20 protein-coding genes and 1 pseudogene are annotated in these 22,693 nt (G+C 47.9%); 15 read left to right on the plus strand and 6 right to left on the minus strand.

Going from position 1 to position 22,693, the window contains the following annotated elements; translation table 11 throughout:
* Positions 1–20 precede the first annotated feature (20 nt).
* The 3 genes and pseudogenes from ABIA61_RS03135 to ABIA61_RS03145 all read right to left on the minus strand — a co-directional run.
* Positions 21–374: an MFS transporter gene (locus tag ABIA61_RS03135; RefSeq protein WP_283655849.1), complete on the minus strand. Its 354-nt coding sequence runs from the start codon at positions 372–374 to the stop codon at positions 21–23.
* Positions 332–1,246 (minus strand): glycoside-pentoside-hexuronide (GPH):cation symporter, encoded by a 915-nt coding sequence (locus tag ABIA61_RS03140; protein WP_404580275.1) that lies wholly within the window; start codon positions 1,244–1,246, stop codon positions 332–334. The genes ABIA61_RS03135 and ABIA61_RS03140 overlap by 43 nt, the downstream gene beginning before the upstream one ends.
* Before the next feature lie 76 nt (positions 1,247–1,322).
* Positions 1,323–1,430 (minus strand): annotated as a pseudogene (locus ABIA61_RS03145) (hypothetical protein); the annotation flags it as partial.
* A 344-nt stretch (positions 1,431–1,774) separates the two neighbouring features.
* Here ABIA61_RS03145 and ABIA61_RS03150 point away from each other — a divergent pair.
* The 7 genes from ABIA61_RS03150 (at position 1,775) to ABIA61_RS03180 (ending at position 11,133) form a co-directional block, all read left to right on the plus strand.
* Positions 1,775–3,844, plus strand: a complete 2,070-nt coding sequence (locus ABIA61_RS03150; protein WP_283655851.1) for a bifunctional aldolase/short-chain dehydrogenase — start codon at positions 1,775–1,777, stop codon at positions 3,842–3,844.
* Positions 3,845–4,146: 302 nt separating this feature from the next.
* Positions 4,147–5,367: an L-rhamnose isomerase gene (rhaI, locus tag ABIA61_RS03155; protein WP_283655852.1), complete on the plus strand. Its 1,221-nt coding sequence runs from the start codon at positions 4,147–4,149 to the stop codon at positions 5,365–5,367.
* A complete protein-coding gene (rhaB, locus tag ABIA61_RS03160; protein ID WP_283655853.1) occupies positions 5,364–6,839 on the plus strand; it encodes a rhamnulokinase in 1,476 nt (491 codons plus the stop codon). The genes rhaI and rhaB overlap by 4 nt, the downstream gene beginning before the upstream one ends.
* A 20-nt stretch (positions 6,840–6,859) precedes the next feature.
* Complete coding sequence (locus tag ABIA61_RS03165; RefSeq protein WP_283655854.1) at positions 6,860–7,618, plus strand: DeoR/GlpR family DNA-binding transcription regulator; 759 nt, start codon at positions 6,860–6,862, stop codon at positions 7,616–7,618.
* 521 nt (positions 7,619–8,139) lie between these two features.
* Complete coding sequence (locus ABIA61_RS03170; RefSeq protein WP_014281384.1) at positions 8,140–8,868, plus strand: (Fe-S)-binding protein; 729 nt, start codon at positions 8,140–8,142, stop codon at positions 8,866–8,868.
* Positions 8,865–10,385: a LutB/LldF family L-lactate oxidation iron-sulfur protein gene (locus ABIA61_RS03175; protein WP_404580276.1), complete on the plus strand. Its 1,521-nt coding sequence runs from the start codon at positions 8,865–8,867 to the stop codon at positions 10,383–10,385. The genes ABIA61_RS03170 and ABIA61_RS03175 overlap by 4 nt, the downstream gene beginning before the upstream one ends.
* Positions 10,378–11,133 carry a LutC/YkgG family protein gene (locus ABIA61_RS03180; protein WP_404580277.1) on the plus strand — a complete coding sequence of 252 codons (756 nt, stop codon included), beginning with the start codon at positions 10,378–10,380 and terminating at the stop codon, positions 11,131–11,133. The genes ABIA61_RS03175 and ABIA61_RS03180 overlap by 8 nt, the downstream gene beginning before the upstream one ends.
* A gap of 13 nt (positions 11,134–11,146) precedes the next feature.
* Here ABIA61_RS03180 and ABIA61_RS03185 read toward each other — a convergent pair whose 3' ends face one another.
* A complete protein-coding gene (locus ABIA61_RS03185) occupies positions 11,147–12,124 on the minus strand; it encodes a LacI family DNA-binding transcriptional regulator (protein WP_283655857.1) in 978 nt (325 codons plus the stop codon).
* Positions 12,125–12,278: 154 nt separating this feature from the next.
* Between ABIA61_RS03185 and ABIA61_RS03190 the strand changes: the two genes are divergently transcribed.
* The 5 genes from ABIA61_RS03190 to ABIA61_RS03210 all read left to right on the plus strand — a co-directional run bounded on the left by ABIA61_RS03190 (position 12,279) and on the right by ABIA61_RS03210 (position 19,173).
* Positions 12,279–13,742 (plus strand): glycoside hydrolase family 1 protein, encoded by a 1,464-nt coding sequence (locus ABIA61_RS03190; protein WP_283655858.1) that lies wholly within the window; start codon positions 12,279–12,281, stop codon positions 13,740–13,742.
* 17 nt (positions 13,743–13,759) lie between these two features.
* Positions 13,760–14,614: a DMT family transporter gene (locus ABIA61_RS03195; protein WP_283655859.1), complete on the plus strand. Its 855-nt coding sequence runs from the start codon at positions 13,760–13,762 to the stop codon at positions 14,612–14,614.
* A gap of 259 nt (positions 14,615–14,873) precedes the next feature.
* A complete protein-coding gene (gene licT / locus ABIA61_RS03200; RefSeq protein WP_283655860.1) occupies positions 14,874–15,716 on the plus strand; it encodes a BglG family transcription antiterminator LicT in 843 nt (280 codons plus the stop codon).
* A gap of 117 nt (positions 15,717–15,833) precedes the next feature.
* Entirely contained in the window at positions 15,834–17,723 is a 1,890-nt protein-coding gene (locus ABIA61_RS03205; protein ID WP_283655861.1) for a beta-glucoside-specific PTS transporter subunit IIABC, read from the plus strand.
* A 19-nt stretch (positions 17,724–17,742) separates the two neighbouring features.
* Positions 17,743–19,173, plus strand: a complete 1,431-nt coding sequence (locus ABIA61_RS03210) for a glycoside hydrolase family 1 protein (RefSeq protein ID WP_283655862.1) — start codon at positions 17,743–17,745, stop codon at positions 19,171–19,173.
* Between the two features lie 82 nt (positions 19,174–19,255).
* Here ABIA61_RS03210 and ABIA61_RS03215 read toward each other — a convergent pair whose 3' ends face one another.
* Together ABIA61_RS03215 and ABIA61_RS03220 are read right to left on the minus strand one after the other, a co-directional pair.
* Entirely contained in the window at positions 19,256–19,453 is a 198-nt protein-coding gene (locus ABIA61_RS03215; protein WP_283655863.1) for a hypothetical protein, read from the minus strand.
* Positions 19,454–19,677: 224 nt separating this feature from the next.
* Positions 19,678–20,085, minus strand: a complete 408-nt coding sequence (locus tag ABIA61_RS03220; RefSeq protein WP_283655864.1) for a CHRD domain-containing protein — start codon at positions 20,083–20,085, stop codon at positions 19,678–19,680.
* Positions 20,086–20,254: 169 nt separating this feature from the next.
* On the opposite strand from ABIA61_RS03220, the gene ABIA61_RS03225 reads away from it, so the two are divergent.
* The 3 genes from ABIA61_RS03225 to ABIA61_RS03235 all read left to right on the plus strand — a co-directional run bounded on the left by ABIA61_RS03225 (position 20,255) and on the right by ABIA61_RS03235 (position 22,613).
* Positions 20,255–20,677 (plus strand): hypothetical protein, encoded by a 423-nt coding sequence (locus ABIA61_RS03225; protein ID WP_192512965.1) that lies wholly within the window; start codon positions 20,255–20,257, stop codon positions 20,675–20,677.
* A gap of 305 nt (positions 20,678–20,982) precedes the next feature.
* Entirely contained in the window at positions 20,983–22,143 is a 1,161-nt protein-coding gene (locus tag ABIA61_RS03230; RefSeq protein WP_283655865.1) for a rhamnogalacturonan acetylesterase, read from the plus strand.
* Positions 22,144–22,286: 143 nt separating this feature from the next.
* The gene (locus ABIA61_RS03235) at positions 22,287–22,613 is read left to right on the plus strand and encodes an MGMT family protein (protein WP_283657868.1); all 327 of its coding nucleotides are present in this window, start codon (positions 22,287–22,289) and stop codon (positions 22,611–22,613) included.
* Positions 22,614–22,693: the final 80 nt, after the last annotated feature.

Genomic DNA, 22,693 nt, shown 5'->3' on the forward strand with positions numbered 1-22,693 from the left:
GAATGCCTCCTTTAGGATAATTAAACCGATTGAGGAAGGATATCTTTATTTCCATGAACATTCGAAGTGTTCTCGCCTTCAGACGCATCCTGCGCTCGATTTCGTTCCTGAATGTCGTTACGGATTTGCGGGAAAATGTGATCCAGACGATAAAAGTACATAATAATCATCGAAATGACCGTTAAAATCAGCGGAATGATGAGATAATTCAGTTGAATGGCGAACAGGCCGGAAGCGCTTTGTGTTTGATTGGGAGCATAATTCCCCCACGTTAAAAATACACCGGAAACAGCACCTGCCAGAGCCATAGCTACCTTTCCGATAAAACCATTCAGTGAAGAAATAAAGCCCGCTGCGCTAATGCCGGATTCCATTCCCCGTAATCAACCGAGTCGGCTTGCATGGAGAAGTAAATTGCTGCCCGAACGCCGTTCCCTAGGGCAGAAATGATAGCACCGACGATTAAACCGAAGATGTTGGTGCCGGAAATAAGCATGATCAGCATACCTGTAACAGTAACTGCGCTTGCAATCTGGAACAAATTACGTTTGTACATACGCCGGGCAAGCATTGGGGTGACAAAGGTACCGATGATCGGAATAAGGGAAACAATTCCTGCGACCAGGCCGAGCAGATCCGGGCGGTTCACATAATACGTGAAATAATAAATCAGACTGCCTTGATGAAAAAACATGCCTCCGAACATAAAGATAATGTTGGCTGCGAAGATGTACCAGGGCGTATTCCCTTTAAGCGCAGAAAAGGTTTGGGCAACCGTCACTTTTTCCTGCCGGAGCTTTACTTTTTCTTCTACATTTTTGAAGGTTACAAAAAACAACATCATACCCACAACCGAGAAAATGACCATCGTCCAAAAGAATCCGTGCGCCTGTGATCTGTTACCTAGCATACGGACCAGCGGCATCGTCAATACACTAACCGCCGTAGCTCCAATGAAAGAAAAGATAATACGGGTCGTCGCCAGCACGGTGCGCTCCTGTCCATCCCGAGTCAGACTCGGCAAAATGGAAGCCATCGGGATATTGACCATCGTATACGCCAGGGATAAGCCCATATAGGTGATATAGGCGTAAATCAGTTTACCGACAGGGCCGATATCCGGCACGTAAAAGGTAAGGATACCCAAGATACCGAACGGAATAGCTCCAAACAGAAAATAAGGCCGTGATTTTCCCCAGCGTGTACGGGTTTTGTCGATAATAATCCCCATAATGGCATCCGCCACACCATCTACAATGCGTGTAACTTAACAGCAACGTACTGACCGCAAGTACCTGTAGCCCCATGACATCCGTATAGAAAAACATTAAATAGAGAGCGATCATTTGCCAAATCAAGTTACACGCAAAATCGGCAACTCCGTAACCGAGACGCTGTTTCCAAATGCCTGCCTTTGTAACCATACTCATCCCTCCGTAGACCCCTATGTTGCCAATACGGCAAGATTAGAGGATAAAATCAGTAATTCAGCTTCCTTGAAGAGGCTGTGCTTTGTTGTAAGTTGAATGAGGCGGCTCCGGATTGCCTTCCATACTCACATTTAATAAAGCGCTTTCTTTTCCGCGTGTCAATTATCGTTTTACAGATCAATGTATCCGTTTTACAGGTTATTCAAAATTAAAATTTATTTTTGATTATTTTTGTATTTCTTATTTTCAAATGAAAACAAAAGTGTTATAGTCTCCATAAACCAAGAATAACCACTGTAATAAAGTAGTTCAAAACTAAAACTGAACTTGGAGGTCTTTTTCCTATGGTACAAAGTCTGTGGAATTCTTCACAAGCATCTGAGCAAAAAAACACGCTGGAACAGCTCGTATATCGTTCTAACCTTATCGGCACAGACAGGAGCGTGTGTAACTGGGGAGGCGGCAATACTTCGGCCAAAACGACGATACAGGATTTTCGCGGGCGTGAAGTAGAAGTAATGTACGTCAAGGGCAGCGGTTCCGATCTTGCTACGATGAAAGCGCATAACTTTACAGGGCTTCGTATGGAGGATATCCGTCCCTTGTTCGAAAGGGAAGATATGTCTGACGAGGATATGGTCGCGTATCTGGCGAATTGTATGATAGATGCCAAGCATCCGCGTGCTTCGATTGAGACACTATTGCACGCTTTTTTACCTTTTAGACATGTGGATCATACCCACCCGGACGCAATTATCAGCTTGTGCTGTGCGCATAACGGCAAGGAAATTGCGAAAGAGATTTTCGGTGACCGTTTTGTATGGGTACCTTATATTCGTCCTGGTTTTAAGCTGTCCAAGATGATTGCTCAAGCTGTACTCGATCATCCGCAAGCAGAATTGGTATTGATGGAAAAGCACGGTCTGGTTACATGGGGAGAAACTTCCGAGGCAGCCTATGCGAAAACCATCGAAATCATTCAAGAAGCAGAAAGCTATATTAAAGCTCGTCAAGAGGAAAAACAGTCGTTTGGAGGCGTAAAATATAAAGCGCTTACTCCTGAGGAACGCCGCAGTATTGCGTCTAGCGTCATGCCATCCGTTCGGGGAGCGGTCAGTGATGAGAAGCAGATGATCCTTACCTTTGATGATGCAGAGGACGTGCTGGAGTTTGTAAATGGTCAGGATTCTGCTGTATTGTCACAGGTCGGGGCAGCGTGCCCGGATCATTTGGTTCATACCAAGGTGGTGCCGTTTTTTGTAGACTGGACACCGGACGTGGAGGATGTCGAGAGTTTAAAAATAAAGCTCGTAGAGGGTATCGCAGCCTATAAGGAGCAATACCAAGCCTATTTTGAACGCAATCGGCATGAAGGAGACGTTATGTTTGAGGCCGCGCCACGTGTGATTTTAATCCCGGGCATCGGCATGATTAACACAGGCAAAAGCTGGAGCAACGCACAGGTGAGTGGCGCTTTGTATCATCGTGCTATCGCGGTGATGCGGGGTGCGACGGCGTTAGGACAGTTTGTTTCGCTCAGTGAAAACGAATCGTATAACGTGGAATACTGGCCCTTGGAGTTGTATAAGCTGTCACTCGCTCCGGCAGAAGCGGAATTTTCACGCAAAATCGCGCTCATTACAGGCGGTGCAGGCGGAATCGGCAGTGCAACCGCACGCCGTTTGGTGGATGAAGGAGCACATGTCGTGCTGGCCGACCTGAATCTGGAAGGCGCGCAAAAGGTGGCCTCCGAGCTGAATGACCACTACGGAGAAAACCGCGCTATTGCAGTTAAAATGGATGTGACGCAGGAGGACCAGATTCAGGATGCCTATGCGGAAACCGCGCTAACCTACGGTGGTGTGGATATCATCGTCAACAATGCGGGGCTGGCCACCTCCAGTCCATTCGACGAAACATCATTAAAGGAATGGAATTTGAACATAAACGTGCTGGGCACAGGTTATTTTTTGGTAGCACGGGAAGCGTTCAAGCTGATGAAGGAGCAGACACTTGGCGGCAGCATGGTGTTCGTCGGCTCGAAAAACTCCGTCTATGCAGGTAAAAATGTAACGGCCTACAGCTCGGTCAAGGCGCTGGAAGCGCATCTCGCCCGTTGTATTGCCGCAGAAGGCGGCGAATACGGCATTCGGGTAAACACGATCTTGCCGGACGCGATTCTGCAAGGCTCCGCCATCTGGAACTCCAACTGGCGCAACGAACGCGCCGCCGCCTACGGCATCGAGCCAGACCAACTGGAAGAACACTATCGCAAGCGGACGACGCTACTGGTAAACATTTACCCGCAGGATATCGCCGAGGGCATTGCCTTTTTCGCCTCATCCAAGGCGGAAAAAACGACAGGCTGCATGCTCACTATCGACGGCGGCGTACCCGCTGCCTTTACACGCTAGAAAATGGGAGAGTATTAAAAACGTAAATAAGTAATAATAACTTATTTACGTTTCGCATTTTGTGTTTTTCCGAAAATGCACACCCAAAACATAAAAAGAGAAGTGACTTTATGGGTAGACAGCAGCGGAGCGGGCGGAATTGTTCTGAAGAAGCGTAGCGTTCGCCTTTATCCCCGGATTTTTACCTTTATATGTTCTATAAAATAAAAAAATCCGGGGATAACAGCGATCGGAAGAACAATCCGCACGCGAAGCGACTCCCCACCTCCATAACTCACTTCTTTTTCCAAGGAGGAACCACGATGAGTGACAAAGCGTACGCTTTATTCGAGGAACAGCAGCAACAAAGGGGCATTGACCTGGAACAAGTAAAGTCAAAGCTGAAAGCGCTTAGCATAGAAACCCCATCATGGGGCTATGGCGACTCAGGTACACGGTTTAAAGTTTTTCAAAAAACAGGCGTGCCGCGTGATCCGTTCGAAAAGCTGGAGGATGCCGCACAGGTTCATGCAGTAACCGGATTGTGTCCATCGGTCGCCATTCATATCCCGTGGGATAAGGTGGATAATTACGGCAAGCTCCGCAGTCATGCCGAAAGCCTCGGACTGCGGCTTGGGGCGGTTAATCCGAATCTGTTTCAGGATGAAGATTACATGCTCGGCAGCGTCACCAATGTAGACCCGGCAATCCGCCGCAAGGCAACAAACCACTTGCTGGAATGTGTGGACATTGCGAAGGAAACAGGTTCCAACGATTTTAGCCTGTGGTTTGCAGACGGAACAAACTATCCGGGTCAGGGAGACATCCGCAAGCGGAAAAATTGGATGCTGGAAGCACTCAGCGAAATGTATAAGGCGCTTACACCTGATATGCGCATGCTGATTGAATACAAGGCGTTCGAGCCAGCCTTTTATCATACGGATATTGCCGACTGGGGCATGGCGTACAATTACGCGACCAAGTTGGGACCGCAGGCACAGGTGCTTGTGGATACAGGGCATCATCTGCCAGGAGCTAACGTGGAGCATATTGTCGCGTTTTTAATTGATGAGAAGCGACTGGGCGGCTTTCATTTTAATAGCTACAAATATGCGGATGATGATCTCATCGTGGGCTCCGCGAATCCGTATGAGCTGTTCTTGATTTTTTATCAAATTTTAAATGCAGCTCAGGATGTGGATACGGATATCCGACATACGGTGGACAAAATCGCTTATTTGATCGACCAGTCGCACAATATTGAACAAAAAATCCCGGCGATGATTCGATCAGTGCTGAATGTGCAGACACAATATGCGAAGGCGCTGCTGATCAATCATGCAGAGGTGGAGGAAGCGGCGAGCCGTCAGGATGTGCTGGGTGCGGAGGATGCTGTGCGCAAAGCGTTTGAGTTCGACGTTGCACCATTGCTCAAGGCAATACGTGAGGAGCAAGGGCTACCCGCTGATCCGATGAAAGCCTATTTAGCGTCTGATTATGGCACGCAGATTTTGCAAAGAGGCAAGGGTGGTGCAAGCTGGTGAGCATCCTCGCATATGATCTGGGGGCAAGCAGCGGCAGGGTTCTGCTCGGTCGATTGACGGATTCACGTATAGAGGTGGAGGAAATCCATCGCTTTTCGAATGATCCGGTCAAGGTCGGGGAGCGTCTGCACTGGGATATTTTGCGTCTGTATCACGAGGTTCAGCAAGGACTGCTCAAAGCTAAGCACATGGGAGTGAACCCGTCCAGTCTGGCGATTGATTCCTGGTCGGTCGATTTTGGACTGATTGGAGAAGCCGGAGAATTGCTGGGTAACCCTTATCATTATCGGGATTGGCATACCCACGGGGTGATGGAGGAAGTACAGGGTCAGCTGGGCAAGGAGTTTATTTTTCAGCGCACAGGGATTCAGTTTTTGACCTTTAATACGATGTTTCAGTTGGCTGCTATGCGAAAAGCAAAATCGCCGCTGTTGGAGCAGGCAAAGCATTTCTTGATGATCCCTGATTTGCTGCGGTATTTTCTAACGGGTGAAATGCACAATGAGTTTTCCAATGCGACTAGCACGCAGTTATATAATCCGTTGCAGCAGGCATGGGATCATGAGTTATTGTCTAGTATCGATATTCCCCATTCCTGGTTTGGAAAGGTACTGGAGCCGGGAAGTGCCGCAGGTACGATCCGTTCCTCGGTCATGACTGATCTGGGCATCGGAGCGATTCCTGTTATTGCGGTAGCGGAACATGATACAGGATCGGCTGTAGCTGCGGTGCCTGCGCTGGAACGATCATTTGCGTATTTAAGCTGCGGAACGTGGTCTCTGATGGGAACGGAAACCCCGCAGCCTGTGATCAACGAGGATACGCTTCGATTTAATTTTACGAACGAAGGCGGGGTGGGCCGAACCTACAGGTTGCTTAAAAATATTATGGGCTTGTGGATTTTACAGGAGGCACGCAGAGAGTGGGAGCGTCAAGGAACTTCCTATTCTTTCCCCGAGCTGGTACACATGGCGGAGCAGGCTCCGGCGTTTGCTTCATGGATCGACCCGGACGATGAACTGTTTCTGCATGCCGGAGATATGAGAACACGCATACGCCAATATTGCCGTAATACCGGGCAGCCTTTGCCGGAGACACCGGGGGAGGTCACACGCTGTATTTTGGAAAGTCTGGCGTTGAAGTACCGTTACGTTTTGGAGCTTACGGAACGGGTGTCAGGACAACGGTTTAACGGGCTGCATATGGTCGGTGGGGGAATTCAAAATCGGCTGTTGTGCCAATGGACGGCTAATTCGATTCAAAAACCCGTGTGGGCTGGACCCGCAGAAGCAAGCGCAATCGGCAATCTTGCGGTACAATGGATGGCACAGGGAAAGTTCGCCGATATATGGGAAGCACGCCGGGTCATCGCGGATTCTATTTCCGTAGAGGTATATGAACCTGCCGAGTCGGAAGCGTGGGAGGATGCCTACGGACGATTCCGGCGTGTGGCGGGACTTTTTGTACATTAAAGATGTGGAGTGAGATTGCCATGCTGGTTGCAGAAAGATATGAGATGATCGTACAGCTCGTCAATGAAAAAGGAAGCATCCGTGTGTCGGAGTTGAGTGAGCTGTGCAAAGTAACGGAGGAAACGATCCGCCGCGATCTGGACCGTTTGGAGCAGGCGGGACGGCTACGCCGTTCACATGGTGGAGCAGTCAGCGTCAAAAACGAGCAGCCCGAAACGCCCTATGCGGTACGGGAAATTATGAACGCAGAGGAAAAGCGCCGGATTGCCGAGGAAGCGGTAAAGCAGATTCAGCCGCATGATCGTATTTTGCTGGATGCTAGTACAACGGCTTGGTATATGGCGTCGATTCTGCCGGATATTCCGTTGACGATATTGACGAATTCGATCCGTGTAGCAACAGAGCTGGCGGGTAAGGAAAAAATCGAGGTCATTTCCACCGGAGGACAGTTGCTACAGCGCTCATTGTCATTCGCTGGTCCGCTGGCGGAGCGCTCGTTGGAATCGTATTATGTGGATAAATTGTTTTTCTCCAGCCAGGGGGTCCATCTGGATCGGGGCATTAGTGAATCGAATGAGCTGCAAGCCCGTTTAAAGCAGAAAATGGTCAGCATTGCAGATCGTGTGATTTTACTGGCAGATGCAAGCAAATTTGGGCAGCAGGCATTCACGCATGTCGTGAAGCTGTCGCAGGTGTCCGAGATTATTACCGACTCGCGTTTGCCGAATCCGATTCGCAGTCAATTAGCAGAACTGTCGATTTCGGTTACGGTTGTATAAAGCGGGTAGTTTCCGAAATGAGAATAGAATTTTAAAAGTGCTGAGGGGGAGGGCGCTCCGCGTTTCATTTGATCTTACGATCGCTGTTGCAGTGGGATTCTTTGATGATGTAAAACATGTATAGGTGAGAATCCCACTGCAAGCTTATGCTTATGATGAGAGCTTTCCTTTGGAAAGCTTTTAGGCGAACGCTGACGCTTCTCCAGGTTCAAATGAACCGCTTCGCTAGTATCCTCCATAAGTGGATTTTTTTGTAGTGAGTAGGTAACGGTTCAAACATAGTGACGTCAGACTAACTAAGAGCTCAACAGGAAAAGGTACAACATTTAAGATAATTAGAAAGCGTTTACTTTTCATATAAGCTGAACTCGAAAAATTCATATAAAAACGGAGTAGGCGGAATGGTGCTGTACAAGAGAAGCGATTGCGATGGGAAGCACCATCCGACTGCGCAGTGGCACTAAAGGGAACTTTTCAGTTATAAAGTAATAGCTATTCCATGGACGGAAGGGGTGTCTCGTATGAAGGTATCTTTATTTATTACCTGCCTGAGTGATGCGATTTATCCCAAGGTGGGGGAAGCGATGGCACGCTTGCTTGCCAGATATGGTGTCGAGCTAAATTTTCCAAAGGTGCAGACATGCTGTGGCCAGCCGTCCTATAACAGCGGCTACTGGGATGAAACGAGGGCAGCGGCGAAAACGATTTTGAAAGCGTTTGACGACAGCGACTTTGTCGTATCGCCCTCCGGTTCCTGCACTTATATGATTCATCATTACCCGGAGTTGTTCAAGGATGAGCCGGAATGGCTGGACTCAGCGCGGCGATTGGAGCAAAAGACATATGAATTTACGCAATTTATGGTACAGGTGCTTGGCGTGACCGATGTGGGCGCGTCTTTTCCGCATACGGTAACCTACCATCCGTCTTGCCACGGTACCCGTTTGTTGGGCGTGAAGGAGGAGCCGATGCAGCTACTTGGCAGCGTAAAGGGCTTGCAGCTGGTGCCGCTTCCTTTTGCAGAGGATTGCTGTGGCTTTGGTGGTACTTTTGCGGTAAAAATGTCGGATATTTCGGGAGCCATGGTGACGGAAAAGGTGGATCATATCAGGGAGACGGAGGCCGAGGTGCTGGTTGGACTGGATATGGCCTGCCTGATGAACATTGCGGGAAATCTCCGGTATCGGGAAGAGCCGGTGCGGGTTATGCATCTGGCCGAGCTGCTGTATGAAGGGGTGAAGCACGCATGACCGCTGTACATTCACATTCGATGAGCCAAAAGGTCAAAAAACGCGCCGAGCTGGCCCTAAACGACGATTTTCTGCGGAATGCGGTCCGTTTCACGACGGAGCGTTTGCGCAACGGCAAGCTGGCGGCTTCAGAGCAGCACGGAAATTGGGAGGAATGGCGTGAGCGGGGCCGTCAAATTCGGCTGCATACCATTGCCCATCTGGACTATTATCTGAACCTGTTTGTGAACAATGCCCGGGCCAACGGGGTGCATATTCATTTTGCCGATACAGCCGCAGATGCTGTACGGATTACGCTGGATATTGCTGCCCACAATCAGGCCCGGTCTGTTGTTAAATCCAAGTCGATGGTGTCGGAGGAACTGCACTTGAATCAGGCGCTGGAGGGCGTCGATATCGAGACGATTGAAAGCGATCTTGGTGAGTATATTATTCAGCTTGCAGGCGAGGCTCCATCTCATATCGTCATTCCGGCGATTCACAAAAACCGCTATCAGATTGCCGAACTGCTGTCCAAAGAAGCGGGGGAGGAACTGTCTGCGGATACGACGATTTTGGCTGGTTTTGTCCGTAAAAAATTGCGTGAAAAGTTTCTGGAGGCAGATATCGGAATGACTGGCTGTAATTTTGCCATCGCAGAGACGGGTTCCATGGTACTGTTCGAAAATGAAGGCAATGCGCGGATGGTATCCACTTTGCCCAAAACGCAAATTACGCTGATGGGTATGGAACGGATTATTCCATCATGGACGGATCTGGAGGTAATGGCTACATTGCTGCCACGCTCCGCTACCGGTCAGAAGCTGACGATGTATATGTCCGGTATTTCAGGCCCGCGGCGCAGTCAGGATGCCGATGGACCGGAGGAAATGCACATCATCATCGTAGATAACGGACGTTCGCTTCAGTTGGGCGATCCCGAGTTTCAAGAGCTTCTGAACTGCATTCGCTGCGGAGCTTGCCTGAATGCCTGCCCGGTTTATCGTCAGATTGGCGGACATGCGTATGGTGGGACCTATAGTGGCCCTATTGGCGCGGTACTTACGCCTGCCTTGCACGGCAACATCGATGAGTGGAACGACATTGCAAGTGCATCCAGCCTGTGTGGTGCGTGTTATGAAGCCTGTCCGGTCAAAATACCGTTGCACGACATGCTGGTTTATTTACGCAGACGCAAGGTGGAGGCCGGACAAGGAGATAAGCTGGAAGCAGCAGGAATGAAAGGGTTTGCGACCGTTGTTTCCAGCTCGAAACGATTCGCAGCAGCGATTCGGCTGGGGCAGATTGCCCAGAAGGTGGTCGTCCGTAAGGGAGAAATTACGCTTAAGCTTGGTCCCCTAAAGGGCTGGAATACGTACCGTGTGGCCCCCTCTCTGGCGAAAAAGTCCTTCCGTCAGCAATGGAACACACTGGAACGTGAGCTGGAGCAGGAACGTAACGTGATGCAGCCTGACGTTCGTAGCCGAATGGAGACGATTTTGGAAGATAGAAGTAAAGGAGGCAGACAGCATGAGTGAACAGAGTAAACCTTCTTCGCAAGCAAAGGCGGCTCATGAAGCGTGGCTCCATCAAATGGAAACAGAATCCTATGCCAAGCAGGTACGCTTTATGGATGACATAGCGGCACGGCTCAAGCGTCCGCGACAGACGGAGCCACCTGTACAGCCATTTCGCGGCGCACCTGCATTCTGGCACGAATTCGAATGGAGCGCGGAGCAGCGCATCGAAGAGTTCACCGCCAACTTTACAAGTGTTGGTGGGCATGTCGTGCGTCTGCCTGATCTGGAGCAGACGGCAGACTGGATCGCGCGCAAGGCGCGTGATCTGGGAGCGGCCTATATCGTCCGGCAGAATGAGCCGGACCTGGATGCGCTCCAGCTGGAAGCGGCGCTGCCGGAAGTCCGTCTATCGGTGTGGAACACCGATCCAGTCGAGGACTGGAAGGCCCGCGCCGCCGAGGCGGATATCGGCATCGTGATTGCCCACGAAGCCGCTGCCTACACCGGATCGGTGGCGGTGCTGTCCTCACCGGAGAAGGGCCGCGCGGTCAGTCTGCTGCCAACCGTGCTGATCATTCTCCTTCCACTGGAGCGTCTGCGGACGCGGCTGGGCGAGATTTTAGGCCGCTTTGACGAAGTAGGACGTGAGCAACTGCCCGCAGGGATTCATTTTATTACCGGACCCAGCCGCTCGTCGGATATTGAAAATGATCTGACCATCGGTGTACACGGACCCGGAATCGTTTATACGTTGTTAATAGGCTAGTTAATAGGGTGAGTTAGCAGGTAGACTGGCGAACCTTCAATTCAAAAGCAAGGGAGGCTGGCTCCAAAGGCTGCCCGTTCAATTGCTGATATAATGTACGGAACATTTCCTGTCCGATTCGCTGCAACGGGTTCGTAATATTGGTCAGTCCCATGGCGTCGGCTACCTGACTTTCGTCGGCTTCAAAGCCGACCACTGCCAAATCCTCTGGAACATTCCAGCCCTTACTGCGGGCGGCTGAGATAATACCGCATGCCACAAAATCATTGGTTGTCATGATGGCATGGGGACGTTCTCTTAATGACTCCAGCTTGGCGAACGCCCGCATTCCGTCCTGTACCGTATGGATACCGCTGAGCAACCATTCCTCATTCACTGGCAGCTTCCTTGCCGCGAGCAGGTCATAATAGGCCTGGAGTCTTCTTTGGCTGTTTACGCTGTTTTTTCTGCCTACGGTGCAGGCGATTTTTTCAAATCCCAGCTCGGCCAAATGCTCTAATCCAATCCGAAATCCTTCATAATGATCGAGATAAATGGATGAAATCTCTTTATTTTTTAATGGCTCACAGGTCACAATCGGCCCATATTGGGTATAACGCCTCACAGCAGACCAGTCCAGCATACGCCGTAAAATGACGAGTCCGTCCACTTTTTTCTGCCTCAATAGCTCTAACGCCGCGCTCTCCAAATCCCGCTTTTCCTCCGTCTGGTAGATGAGAACTTGATAATCCTGCTCTTTACCCGCATTGGATACTCCCTTGATGATTTGCATGTAATAATTATTAATCGTTGGGGTCATGATCCCGATAACCTTGGTACGGCCTACTTTCAACTGCACCGCATTAATATTCGGAATATAATCCAGTTCCCGAATGACTTCCATCACCCTGGTGCGCGTAGCTTCACTGACATAAGGATGATGATTAAGCACCCGAGACACGGTACTTGTCGATACCCCCGCAATTTCAGCAATTCTTTTTATATTATGCATGACTTTCAACTCCAAAAATTTAGTTCTTGACCTGGAATGCATCCCAGATTGTAGCATGAAAGCATAAAGCGTATGCAGCAATCCGGAATGCATTTGAGGGACATGGGTTCCGCATACTTCTTCACAAATTATAACCTACTTGGAGGAATGCAACATGGAACAGGCAAAAGGTTTTCCCAAGGACTTTCTATGGGGCGGGGCAGCCGCTGCCATGCAGATTGAAGGGGCTTACAACGTAGATGGAAGGGGGCTCTCGATTTCTGATGTATTTACCTTTGATCCAACACTCGACAAAAAGCATTGGCTGGATCAGTGGCATATGATGACCCATGCCCAAGTCAATGAAGCATTGGACCCAAACAGCACCAAAAATTATCCCAAACGTCGGGGAAATGATTTCTACCACCGTTATGAAGAAGATATTAATCTGCTGGCCGAGATGGGTTTTAAATGCTTCCGCACTTCCATTTCCTGGACACGTATTTTCCCGAATGGCGACGAGACAGAACCCAATGAGAAAGGGCTGCAATTCTATGACAAGGTTTTTGATGCCCTGCTGGCCAAAGGAATTGAACCTGTCATCTCGCTTACCCATTACGATATGCCTTTGTATCTTGTCACCGAATATGGTGGCTGGAAAAACCGGAAACTGATTGAATTTTTCGTCCGTTTTGCCGAGACTGTATTTACCCGTTACAAGAATAAAGTGAAATACTGGATTACGTTTAACGAAATGAACTGTGTCAAACATCATCCGTTTGTTAGCGCCGGGATCATTGAAGAAAATCACCCGAATCTGGAGCAGGACAAGTATCAATCTGCCCATCACCAGTTTATAGCCAGCGCGCTGGCAGTCAAAGCCTGTCATGAGATTATACCAAACTCCCAGATTGGGTGCATGATCAGCTATCTGTTGCTTTATCCGAATACCTGCAATCCGGATGATGTGCTTGAATGCCAAAAGGAAGAACGAGTATCCTTCTTTTTTAGTGATGTACAAGCCAGGGGGTATTATCCGTCCTATACCGCACGCATGTTCAAGGAAAAAGGCGTTGTCCTGCATAAAGAACCCGGCGATGATGAAATCCTGCGCGATAATCTCGTGGACTTCGTATCCCTGAGCTACTATATGTCCAACAATGCCAGCGCCACTGCCGACCAGCATGCCAAAGCAAGCGGAAATCTAATTGGCGGCGTGAAAAATCCTTATCTGGAGCAGTCCGAATGGGGCTGGCAAATTGATCCTAAAGGATTACGTTATGCGCTGAACAACCTGTATGACCGCTACCAGAAGCCACTGTTCATCTCGGAAAACGGCGTGGGCGCGACAGATCAAATGAGTCCTGACGGTACGATTAACGATGATTACCGTATCGATTATCTGAAAAAACATATCGAGCAAATGAGGGAAGCGATTGAGGATGGAGTAGATCTGTTTGGCTATACCGCCTGGGGCCCAATCGACATGATCAGTGCTTCAACTTCACAGGCATCCAAGAGATACGGCTTTGTCTACGTCGATCAGGATGATCTGGGCAACGGAACACTGAACCGCTACAAGAAAAAAAGCTTTGACTGGTATAAAAAAGTGATTGAATCGGGCGGAGAAGTGCTCTAAACGGAGGCGTATGATGCATGAAAGGCTCGAGCCTGCTCTTATGCCTGATCTGGGGCTTTAATTTTGTCATTATGAAATTGGGAAACGGAGCCTTTGAACCTGTACAATTTGCCGCTTTTCGGTTTCTCACCGGCACGCTGCTCCTGTTCGGAATTCTCATTTGGAAACGGGTCCCCAATCCTGACAGGCACACGATGAAATGGTATATCATCTGCGGAATTCTCCAGACTACCTATTTTAATATTGCTATTCAGATATCCCTGAACTATATTAATGCTGGCTTAACTTCCGTGCTTACGTACAGCATGCCGCTGTTTTTATCCATGATGGCCCATTTTCTTATTCCGGGTGAGCGGCTCAATACACGCAGGACGATTGGGATTGCTACAGGGATGATGGGCCTGTTATTTGCTATGGACATTCATTTGGGCGGCAATTTGTGGGCTATGCTGCTTGGGGTGAGTTCAGCGATTGCTTGGGCACTTTCCAACCTGATTATCAAGCTTAAGCTCCAGCATTGCGATAAAACCCAGTTTACGACCTGGCAGATGGCGTTCGGTGCACTCGGACTGCTATTGTATTCCCTGTTGTTTGAGCGATGGGAGCCGCATTTTAGCGCTGCGTCGATCTTTTATATTTTATTTTCCGGTATTGTGGCGTCGGCTCTGGCATTCCTGCTGTGGACCCATATTCTCACCAGAATGGAAGCAAGTAAAGCTTCTGTTACGCTGTTGCTGGTTCCTATCATCGGTGTTGTGTCCGGCTGGATCTTTCTTCACGAGGAACTCAAAGCGGCTACCTTGCTTGGCATTTTTTTAGTACTGGCGGGCATCTGGATTGTGAACCGTGCAGGGACTCCGAAGCTGCAGTAAACGAATGAAAGGCTTTTTTTAATAAAGGGTTGACAGAAAAAAAGAAACTCTATTATAATGAAGCCAAGAAAACGATTACAAAAGTGAATCTCATAATTTTCAGGGTGTTACTATTTTAGGCATAACCTGAATGGAGTTCCGGTAAATGGGCGATAACGTCTATTAAGCGGTATTCTGTTCAGGTTTTTTAGTGTATGCACATTTTTTAACAGAGTCTCTTTAAAAAATGGCCTTCCAGTAAATAAAAGCAGGTGGTCGCATGATTTTGAAGAAAGCGCTTAACAACAATGTAGTATTAGCAGAGGAAGAGGACGCCCAAGAGGTCATTGCAACAGGAAATGGAATCGCATTCAACCTGAAACCGGGGGATACCATCGATGAGCGGAAAATCACGAAGCTGTTTGTAGTCAAAACTCAGGATCTATCCGCGAAGCTGGCGGATTTGCTGAAAGATGTGAAGATGGAATGTATTGAAATCGCGGATGAAATCGTGGAGTATGCCAGACCGAGATTGGCCGGAGAAATTAGTGATTATATTTATCTGGCCTTGATTGACCATATTTCATTTGCTATTGAGCGGCATGATCGGGGAACCCCGATTGAAAATCGGTTTCTATGGGAAATCAAGCGGTTTTATCGCGAAGAATTCGCTATCGGAAAACATGCGCTGGAGATGATCCGTAACAGGATCAACATCACGTTCGATGAGAATGAAGCCGGGTTTATTGCTCTGCATTTCGTCAACGCTCGCCTGGATAACCAGAAGCTTGACCTGACGCTAAAAACGTCAAAAGTCATCAAGGATATTATGGATATTGTAAAATACCACTTCAATGTCGAGATTGATGAAGATTCATGGAATTACAACCGATTTGTAACTCATCTTAAATTTTTTGCCCAGCGGCTTTTTGCCCATGAATCGGCAGACCCGCAGTACATGAATTTGTTCGAAGACCTGAAAATCAAATTTCCAGAAGAGCACAGATGTGTACAAAAAATAGGGGTGTATGTGAATAAGCAGTTTGAGCAGAAATTAACCAATGATGAAATGATGTATCTTATGATTCACATTTCCAGATTGGTCAACAGAACTGAAAACTAACAGGGTGTTACCATTCGTGGGCATTACCTGAGTGATTTCGATACTAAATTGCATTTTGGTATCGGTGATTACTCAGGTTTTTTTTATATCAACCAGAGAGCATTGGAGGCAGGCGTTATGAGCAAACATGATGAATTAGCGAAATTCATTGTAACAAATGTAGGCGGAGAGGAAAATATCCGTGATCTGTACCATTGTATGACCCGTCTGAGATTCACACTCAAGGACAAGCAAAAGGCCAACAAACAGGCTTTGGAAAATTCCGACGGGGTCATTTCCGTGATAGAGAGCGGGGGCCAATATCAGGTGGTCGTCGGCAATCATGTTAGCGAGGTCTATGATGCGATTGCGGGAAATTACAACCTTCAGGTAAAGAGCGGCAACAATGAGAAAGAGGATCATTCAAAAGAAGGTAATTTCATCAGTCGTGCTTTTACCGTCATGAGCTCTATCTTCCAGCCGATTGTACCTGCTTTGGCTGGGGCAGGGATGCTGAAAGCTATCCTGGTTATTCTTACACAGTTAGAGTGGCTGGACAGTGCCTCCAGTACCTATGCTATCCTTGCTGCCGCAGGTAACGGCGTGTTTTTCTTCCTGCCACTGATGTTAGCGTTTTCAGCTTCTAGAACGTTCAAGACCCAGCCTATCGTATCTGCCGCAATTATGGCCGCTTTGCTGGAGCCTAACTTCACCAAGCTGATGGAAAACACGGGGGATATTGCTTCCTTTATCCATATTCCCGTTGTCCTGATGAGTTATACGACATCCATTATTCCAGCGATTTTAGCCATTTGGCTGTATTCATACCTGGAACGATTTCTGAAGCGGGTAGTTCCGAAAAGCATTGAATTATTTATGGTCCCGCTCGTTTCCTTATTAATTATGGTTCCGCTTACCGCCATTGTGATCGGTCCGCTGGGAGTGTACACCGGTAAAGGTATTGCGGATGGTATTGAATTTTTGAGTACGCAAAGCGGCCTGTTGACCGGGGCCATTCTGGGTGGCGGCTGGACCTTCCTGGTGATGTTTGGTTTACACTGGGGGATTGCCCCTGCGATGATCAACAATCTTTCCCTCAAAGGGTTTGATACGATCCGACCCATGATGGCTTCCGCGACCTTCGCCCAATCCGGTGTCGCTCTTGGGGTCTTTCTGAAAGCCAAGGACAAAAAGCTGAAAGCTTACGCGCTGTCATCTATTTTCCCTTCACTGTTCGCTGGTATTACAGAGCCTATCGTTTATGGGTTGTCCGTGAAGCTGAAAAGACCGATGATTGCCGCCGTCATCGGGGGAACGATCGGAGGAGCCATTGCTGGGCATTTCCAGACGACCGTGCTTGCTTATGTGTTCCCGGCCATAACGACTATTCCGGCGTTCTTTACAAATACCATTGCTTTTTATTTAATCAGCATCACCATTTCATTCGTGGTTACTACTGTATTAACTTATATTCTGGGCTTCAATGAAGGTAACGGGGCAACGGTTGCGGAGACAGGAAAAACGGAATCAGAAAAATCCGAGCCTGCCTTACAGACTGAATCTGGACAAACCGTAGTCATCGAGAGTGTCTATGCTCCTATAAATGGCGTAATTGTTCCGTTAAGTGAAGTACCTGATCCGGCATTCTCTACAGAAGCGATGGGTCAAGGAATAGCCATTCTACCGAGTGAAGGAAAGGTATATTCACCAGTGTCCGGGGTTGTCTCGCTCGTATTCCGAACCGGCCATGCGGTAGCCATCACCTCCGACAACCATCTGGACTTGTTAATTCATGTGGGACTCGATACGGTTAAGCTGAAAGGCAATTATTTCACAAAGCATGTGGAGCAAGGGCAACGGATTGAACGGGGTGATTTACTGCTTGAATTTGATATTCCGAAAATCCAGGCAGCCGGTTATGACCTGACCACTCCGATTATTGTTACCAACAGTACTGCTTACCAAAAGGTCACCCAAACACAGCAAAAATCTGTAGATTTGCAAAGTGTTTTGCTCACAATACATTAAATAAAGGAGGAAATAAGTCATGACAGAACAAATAGCCAAAAGTTTTCCTGAGAATTTTCTGTGGGGTGGTGCTATAGCGGCGAATCAGGCCGAAGGGGCATGGAACGAGGACGGTAAAGGACCAGCGATCAGTGATGCATTCCGGGGAGGAATTGTAGGCGGAACGTTTGATGATACGATTGATGAGAACAAGTATTATGCCAGCCATGAAGCGATTGATTTTTACCATCGTTACAAAGAAGATATCGCCCTGTTTGCGGAGATGGGCATGAAATGCTTTCGGACTTCCATTGCATGGTCCCGAATTTTCCCGAATGGGGATGATGCCGAGCCGAATGAAAAAGGGCTGCAATTTTACGATGATCTGTTTGATGAACTATTGAAGTATGGAATTGAGCCGGTCATCACTATTTCTCACTTTGAGCTGCCCCTGAATCTGATTCGCAAATACGAAGGCTGGAAAAGCCGCGAGCTGATTGGATTCTACGTAAAGTATGCGGAAGTTGTCTTCAAACGTTATAAAAACAAAGTGAAATATTGGATGAACTTCAACGAGATCAACCATTTTCACACGATTCCTTTGGCGGCAGGAGGCATTGTTGTCCAAGACGATGAGCACAAGCTTCCGACGATTTATCAGGCCAGTCACCATGTTTTTGTTGCCAGCGCTCTGGCTACTAAACTGTGTCATGAAATTATCCCGGGTGCGATGATGGGCGCTATGTTATCCCTGAGTCCGATCTATCCGAATACCTGCAATCCGGACGATGTGTTTGACGCCTATGAGCTGAGAAGAAGATCTTTATTTTATTCCGATGTACTCCTTAGAGGCTATTATCCAAGCTATGCCAAACGGATCTGGAAAGAGCATAACATCGTGATTCAAATGGAGCCCGGAGATGAACAATTACTGCGAGAGCATACGGCTGATTATTTGGGCTTTAGCTATTATCGAAGTACGACGCATAAAGCAGGTATGCCCATCCTGGGCAATACAGGGGGAATTATGGGACTCGACAATCCCTATTTGGAAAAAACGCCATGGGGATGGCCGATTGACCCGAAAGGCTTTCGCTATGTGTGTAATGAAATGTATGACCGTTACCAGAAGCCTCTATTTGTTGTAGAGAACGGCTACGGCAGTCATGATGAAATTCTGGAAGACGGTTCAATTCATGATCCCGAGCGAGTAGACTATCTGAACAAACATCTGATCCAGCTCCATGAAGCTATTGAAGATGGCTGCGAAGTGCTTGGCTATACCTGGTGGGGCCCAATCGACATTGTCAGCGCGGGAACAGGAGAGATGAAAAAAAGATACGGCTTCATCTATGTGGACAAAAACAACGATGGTTCAGGTACGCTGGAAAGAAGAAAAAAGAACAGCTTCTACTGGTACCAAAAGATTATCGAATCCAACGGGGAAGCATTGTTCGATTCCCAAAAATAAAGGGATACAATCCTTAATTCCATAAAAGTCAGGAACGAACCGGCCAGAGATACGATCTATGGCTGGTTCGTTTGTATATGGACTAGCGAGAATGATAGAGAGGGAAGCGAGTTTCAAAATCCGTCTGTCTGCGGCTGCTTCTAACCGAAATACTGCCATCGTGCAGTTCGGTAATGTAAGAGGTGGCATGTACCATGATGACGGCTAGAATCGCCATGGCTCTAACCAACTGCAACTCGGGAATTCTTTCTTTGGATGTCGGGCTTATAAGGGGCTTCATAAGCTTCATTTCCTTTGGGGTGTGAACTGTCTCTCTATTAAAAAATAAAGTTCTTAACAACCCGGAAGGCAAGGACTTAAGAAACGCTTATGAACTTCTTAACTTTTATTAAGAATTGATGGGGAATAGAAAAAAGAACTTTCAATCCACATGAAAGGTGCATGTAAGCACTTCAAGGTGGCTATGAAAGTTCTTTTTCATATTTAATTTTCTTCATACGGTGGTTACTTGCAACGTCTGATCTGTCCGCGAATGGCTCCATCTGGATGCCGGACGGTATGAACATTAACATAAGCATTGCCTTCTCTGAGCTGGCAAACTAAGTCATAAATGGTTCTGCCTCTGAGTGGACCGACGAGGTCACATGCACGCAGCACACCGCTGACAACGCCTCTTTTGACCGTGATTCCGAATTTGGAAGGGCCGAACAGGACAGCTACGACCGGACCATTTTCACCCTTGCGTCCCAGATGAATATCCGCTCTGGTTACTCGCGAAATGTTGCGCAGGATAAGCTCGAATTTTAATTGCCGACGTTCCTTATGGTAATGAAACTCCGCATTTCCCGTGGCATTTGTTCTGACAGGAGGTACTTCATGACTCCCCCTTAAAGTGGCTTTAAACGTAGACATTACATCGCTCCTTTTCCCATTGTTGGTTTAGTGTATTCATGGGGCCAGGGAAAGGGCTGTACATTCGCCTATAAAGAGAAAGTTGTGTGTTTAGCAAGTTATTTAGTCCAAGCATATAAGTCATCTTTTCATAGACTATGAGTATCTGGTAGAGAAAGGGGGAAAAAACATGGGAACATTTATAGATGGAAGAACATCTCAAAATGCCTCATTTGCAAACTCTATTGCCATTCCGATCACCGTTTTGAATACGCCGCAATTGTTTGGGCAGATCGGATTAAACACACTGGGAATTACAGGCACGCCGCGGGTTCTGCTTAAAGGTACTCTGTCGGTTCAACTGCCACTGGCTTTAGTAGGAATTACGATCACTATTGTAAGAGGTACCTTGCCAACCGATCCACTTGTTTACTCGGCAACGTCTACGTTTAGCCTGAGTATAACGGCTCCTCAGGTCATCGCGTTCTCGGCTGATGACTTTAACCCGCCGATTACGCCACAGCTGGTGTACACCGCCTTTGTTTCTTCAAACCTGCTGGGTACGATACGGGTAGGTCCAGAGAGCTTCGACGGTATTTTGGTTGGAGATTGATGTAAGGATATAAATGAATTGAATTTCAAAAAGGTTCCTTTTGTACGAAGGCCCTGCAGGTGAATATGTGCGGGGCTTATTCACATTGGGATATTTACATAATATACCCATTTATTCTATAATGTTTAAGAGTGCGATTGATTTGAAAGGGAGTGATCAGATGAATAAGCAGGCCTTCGCCTGCATAGGAATCAAATGGGTACAAACCTGTATCCATGAGGTAAAGGAACGAAATTATTGTATGCGCTTACAAAAAAATCGAAACGTCCTTAGGGTATTCTACATTTTGAAGGAGGAATGATGATATGAAGTGGATGAAAGGAATGACCAGTATGCTTTTGGTCGCTTTATTATGTAGTACGCCGGGCTTGAATGGGACAACACCTGCGTATGGAGCGGCTGGTGATTACAAATTTGATTTTGGCGCGGGTCCAGTGGAATCAGGCTATACCGGGGTGAGTGCATCCCTGCGATACGATGCGACGCGCGGTTACGGATTTCGTACACCCGAGAACGTACGTAATGTGGGAGCAACGGGTACTGGCGTCGCTAGTGATGCGGTACGGTTTCTGACTACCGGTACGAAAAGCGAGAATACATTTGATGTGGATCTTGCCCCAGGGGTATATGAGGTGTCGGTCACGTTAGGGAATACGACCCGAGCGAGCGTTGCCGCCGAGGGAGTGTATCAGGTCATCAATATGACGGGGGACGGAGCAAAGGACCGTTTTCAAATTCCCGTGACGGACGGACAATTGAATTTGCTGATTACAGAAGGTAAAGAGGGAACCTCTTTTGCAATAAGTGCATTGGAAATCAGGCGATTGTCTAATAACCCCGTTACGAATCGGACGATTTACATCGGCGGCGATTCTACTGTCTGCAATTACTATCCACTGGATAGCAGCGTGCAGGCCGGATGGGGTCAGCTATTGCCGCAATTCGTAAACACCAATACATTCCAGATCCGTAACATGGCCTCAGGGGGGCAAATTGCAAGGGGCTTCCATCAGGACGGTCAGCTAGAGGCTATCATCAAATACATTAAGCCAGGGGATTATTTCATTCTCCAGTTGGGCATTAATGACACCAACCCGAAGCATAACGAAAGCGAAGCGGAGTTTAAGGACTGGATGCGGGATATGATCCGGCAGGTCAAGGCCAAAGGGGCAATCGTAATCCTTTCAACACCGCAGGGGCGAGCCACTGATTTTAACGCGAATCATGTACACACCGCTGAAAATAGATGGTATAGAGGCTCTATTTTAGCGCTGGCTCAAGAGGAACAAACGCCTTTGGTCGATCTGAACGTCCTTAGCTCAGCTTATTTTACTTCCATTGGCCCACAAGCCACACTTGCCCTGTATATGAACGGTGACACGCTGCATCCGAATTATGCGGGAGCAAAGGAACTGGCACGTCTAGTAGCAAAGGATTTAAAAAGGCAGGGTCTAAGCGGATTCTAGCCTTCGCCAACTGAAGACTGTGGGTGCTATAATGATAGAAAAACAGCACGAGAGCCGGAATGGTTTTGTTGTCTGGTGTCAGCATTGTATTGAGACGTGAAGACCACAGTTTACGGCTAGGGGAAAGGAGATCCGACGATAACATGCAGCCTTTTACAGCTCGTGTATTAAAAATAATCCAGCTCATCCCTGAGGGAAAAATCATGACCTACGGACAAATTGCAGCGGAAGCAGGGAGTCCGAGAGGGGCGCGTCAGGTGGTGCGTATTTTGCATACGCTTAGCAGCAAGCATCGCTTGCCCTGGCACAGGGTTGTAAATCGATTGGGGGAAATCGCGCTACAGGACGATGAAGGAGCTTCTTTACAAAGGCTGCTTTTGGAAGCGGAAGGTATACAGTTTATGGAGAACGGACGAATTTCACTGGAAAAATACTTGCATGATTCTCAAGCAATGATAGAAGACGAATAGATAGAAACAACCTAAAAATGCCGATCACGTACGCATGCAAGCGACGTTGATCGGCTTTTTAGGTTAGAAGTGAGATACAT

It is taken from the genome of Paenibacillus sp. RC21, assembly GCF_044907935.1.
Taxonomy (GTDB): domain Bacteria; phylum Bacillota; class Bacilli; order Paenibacillales; family Paenibacillaceae; genus Paenibacillus; species Paenibacillus terrae_A.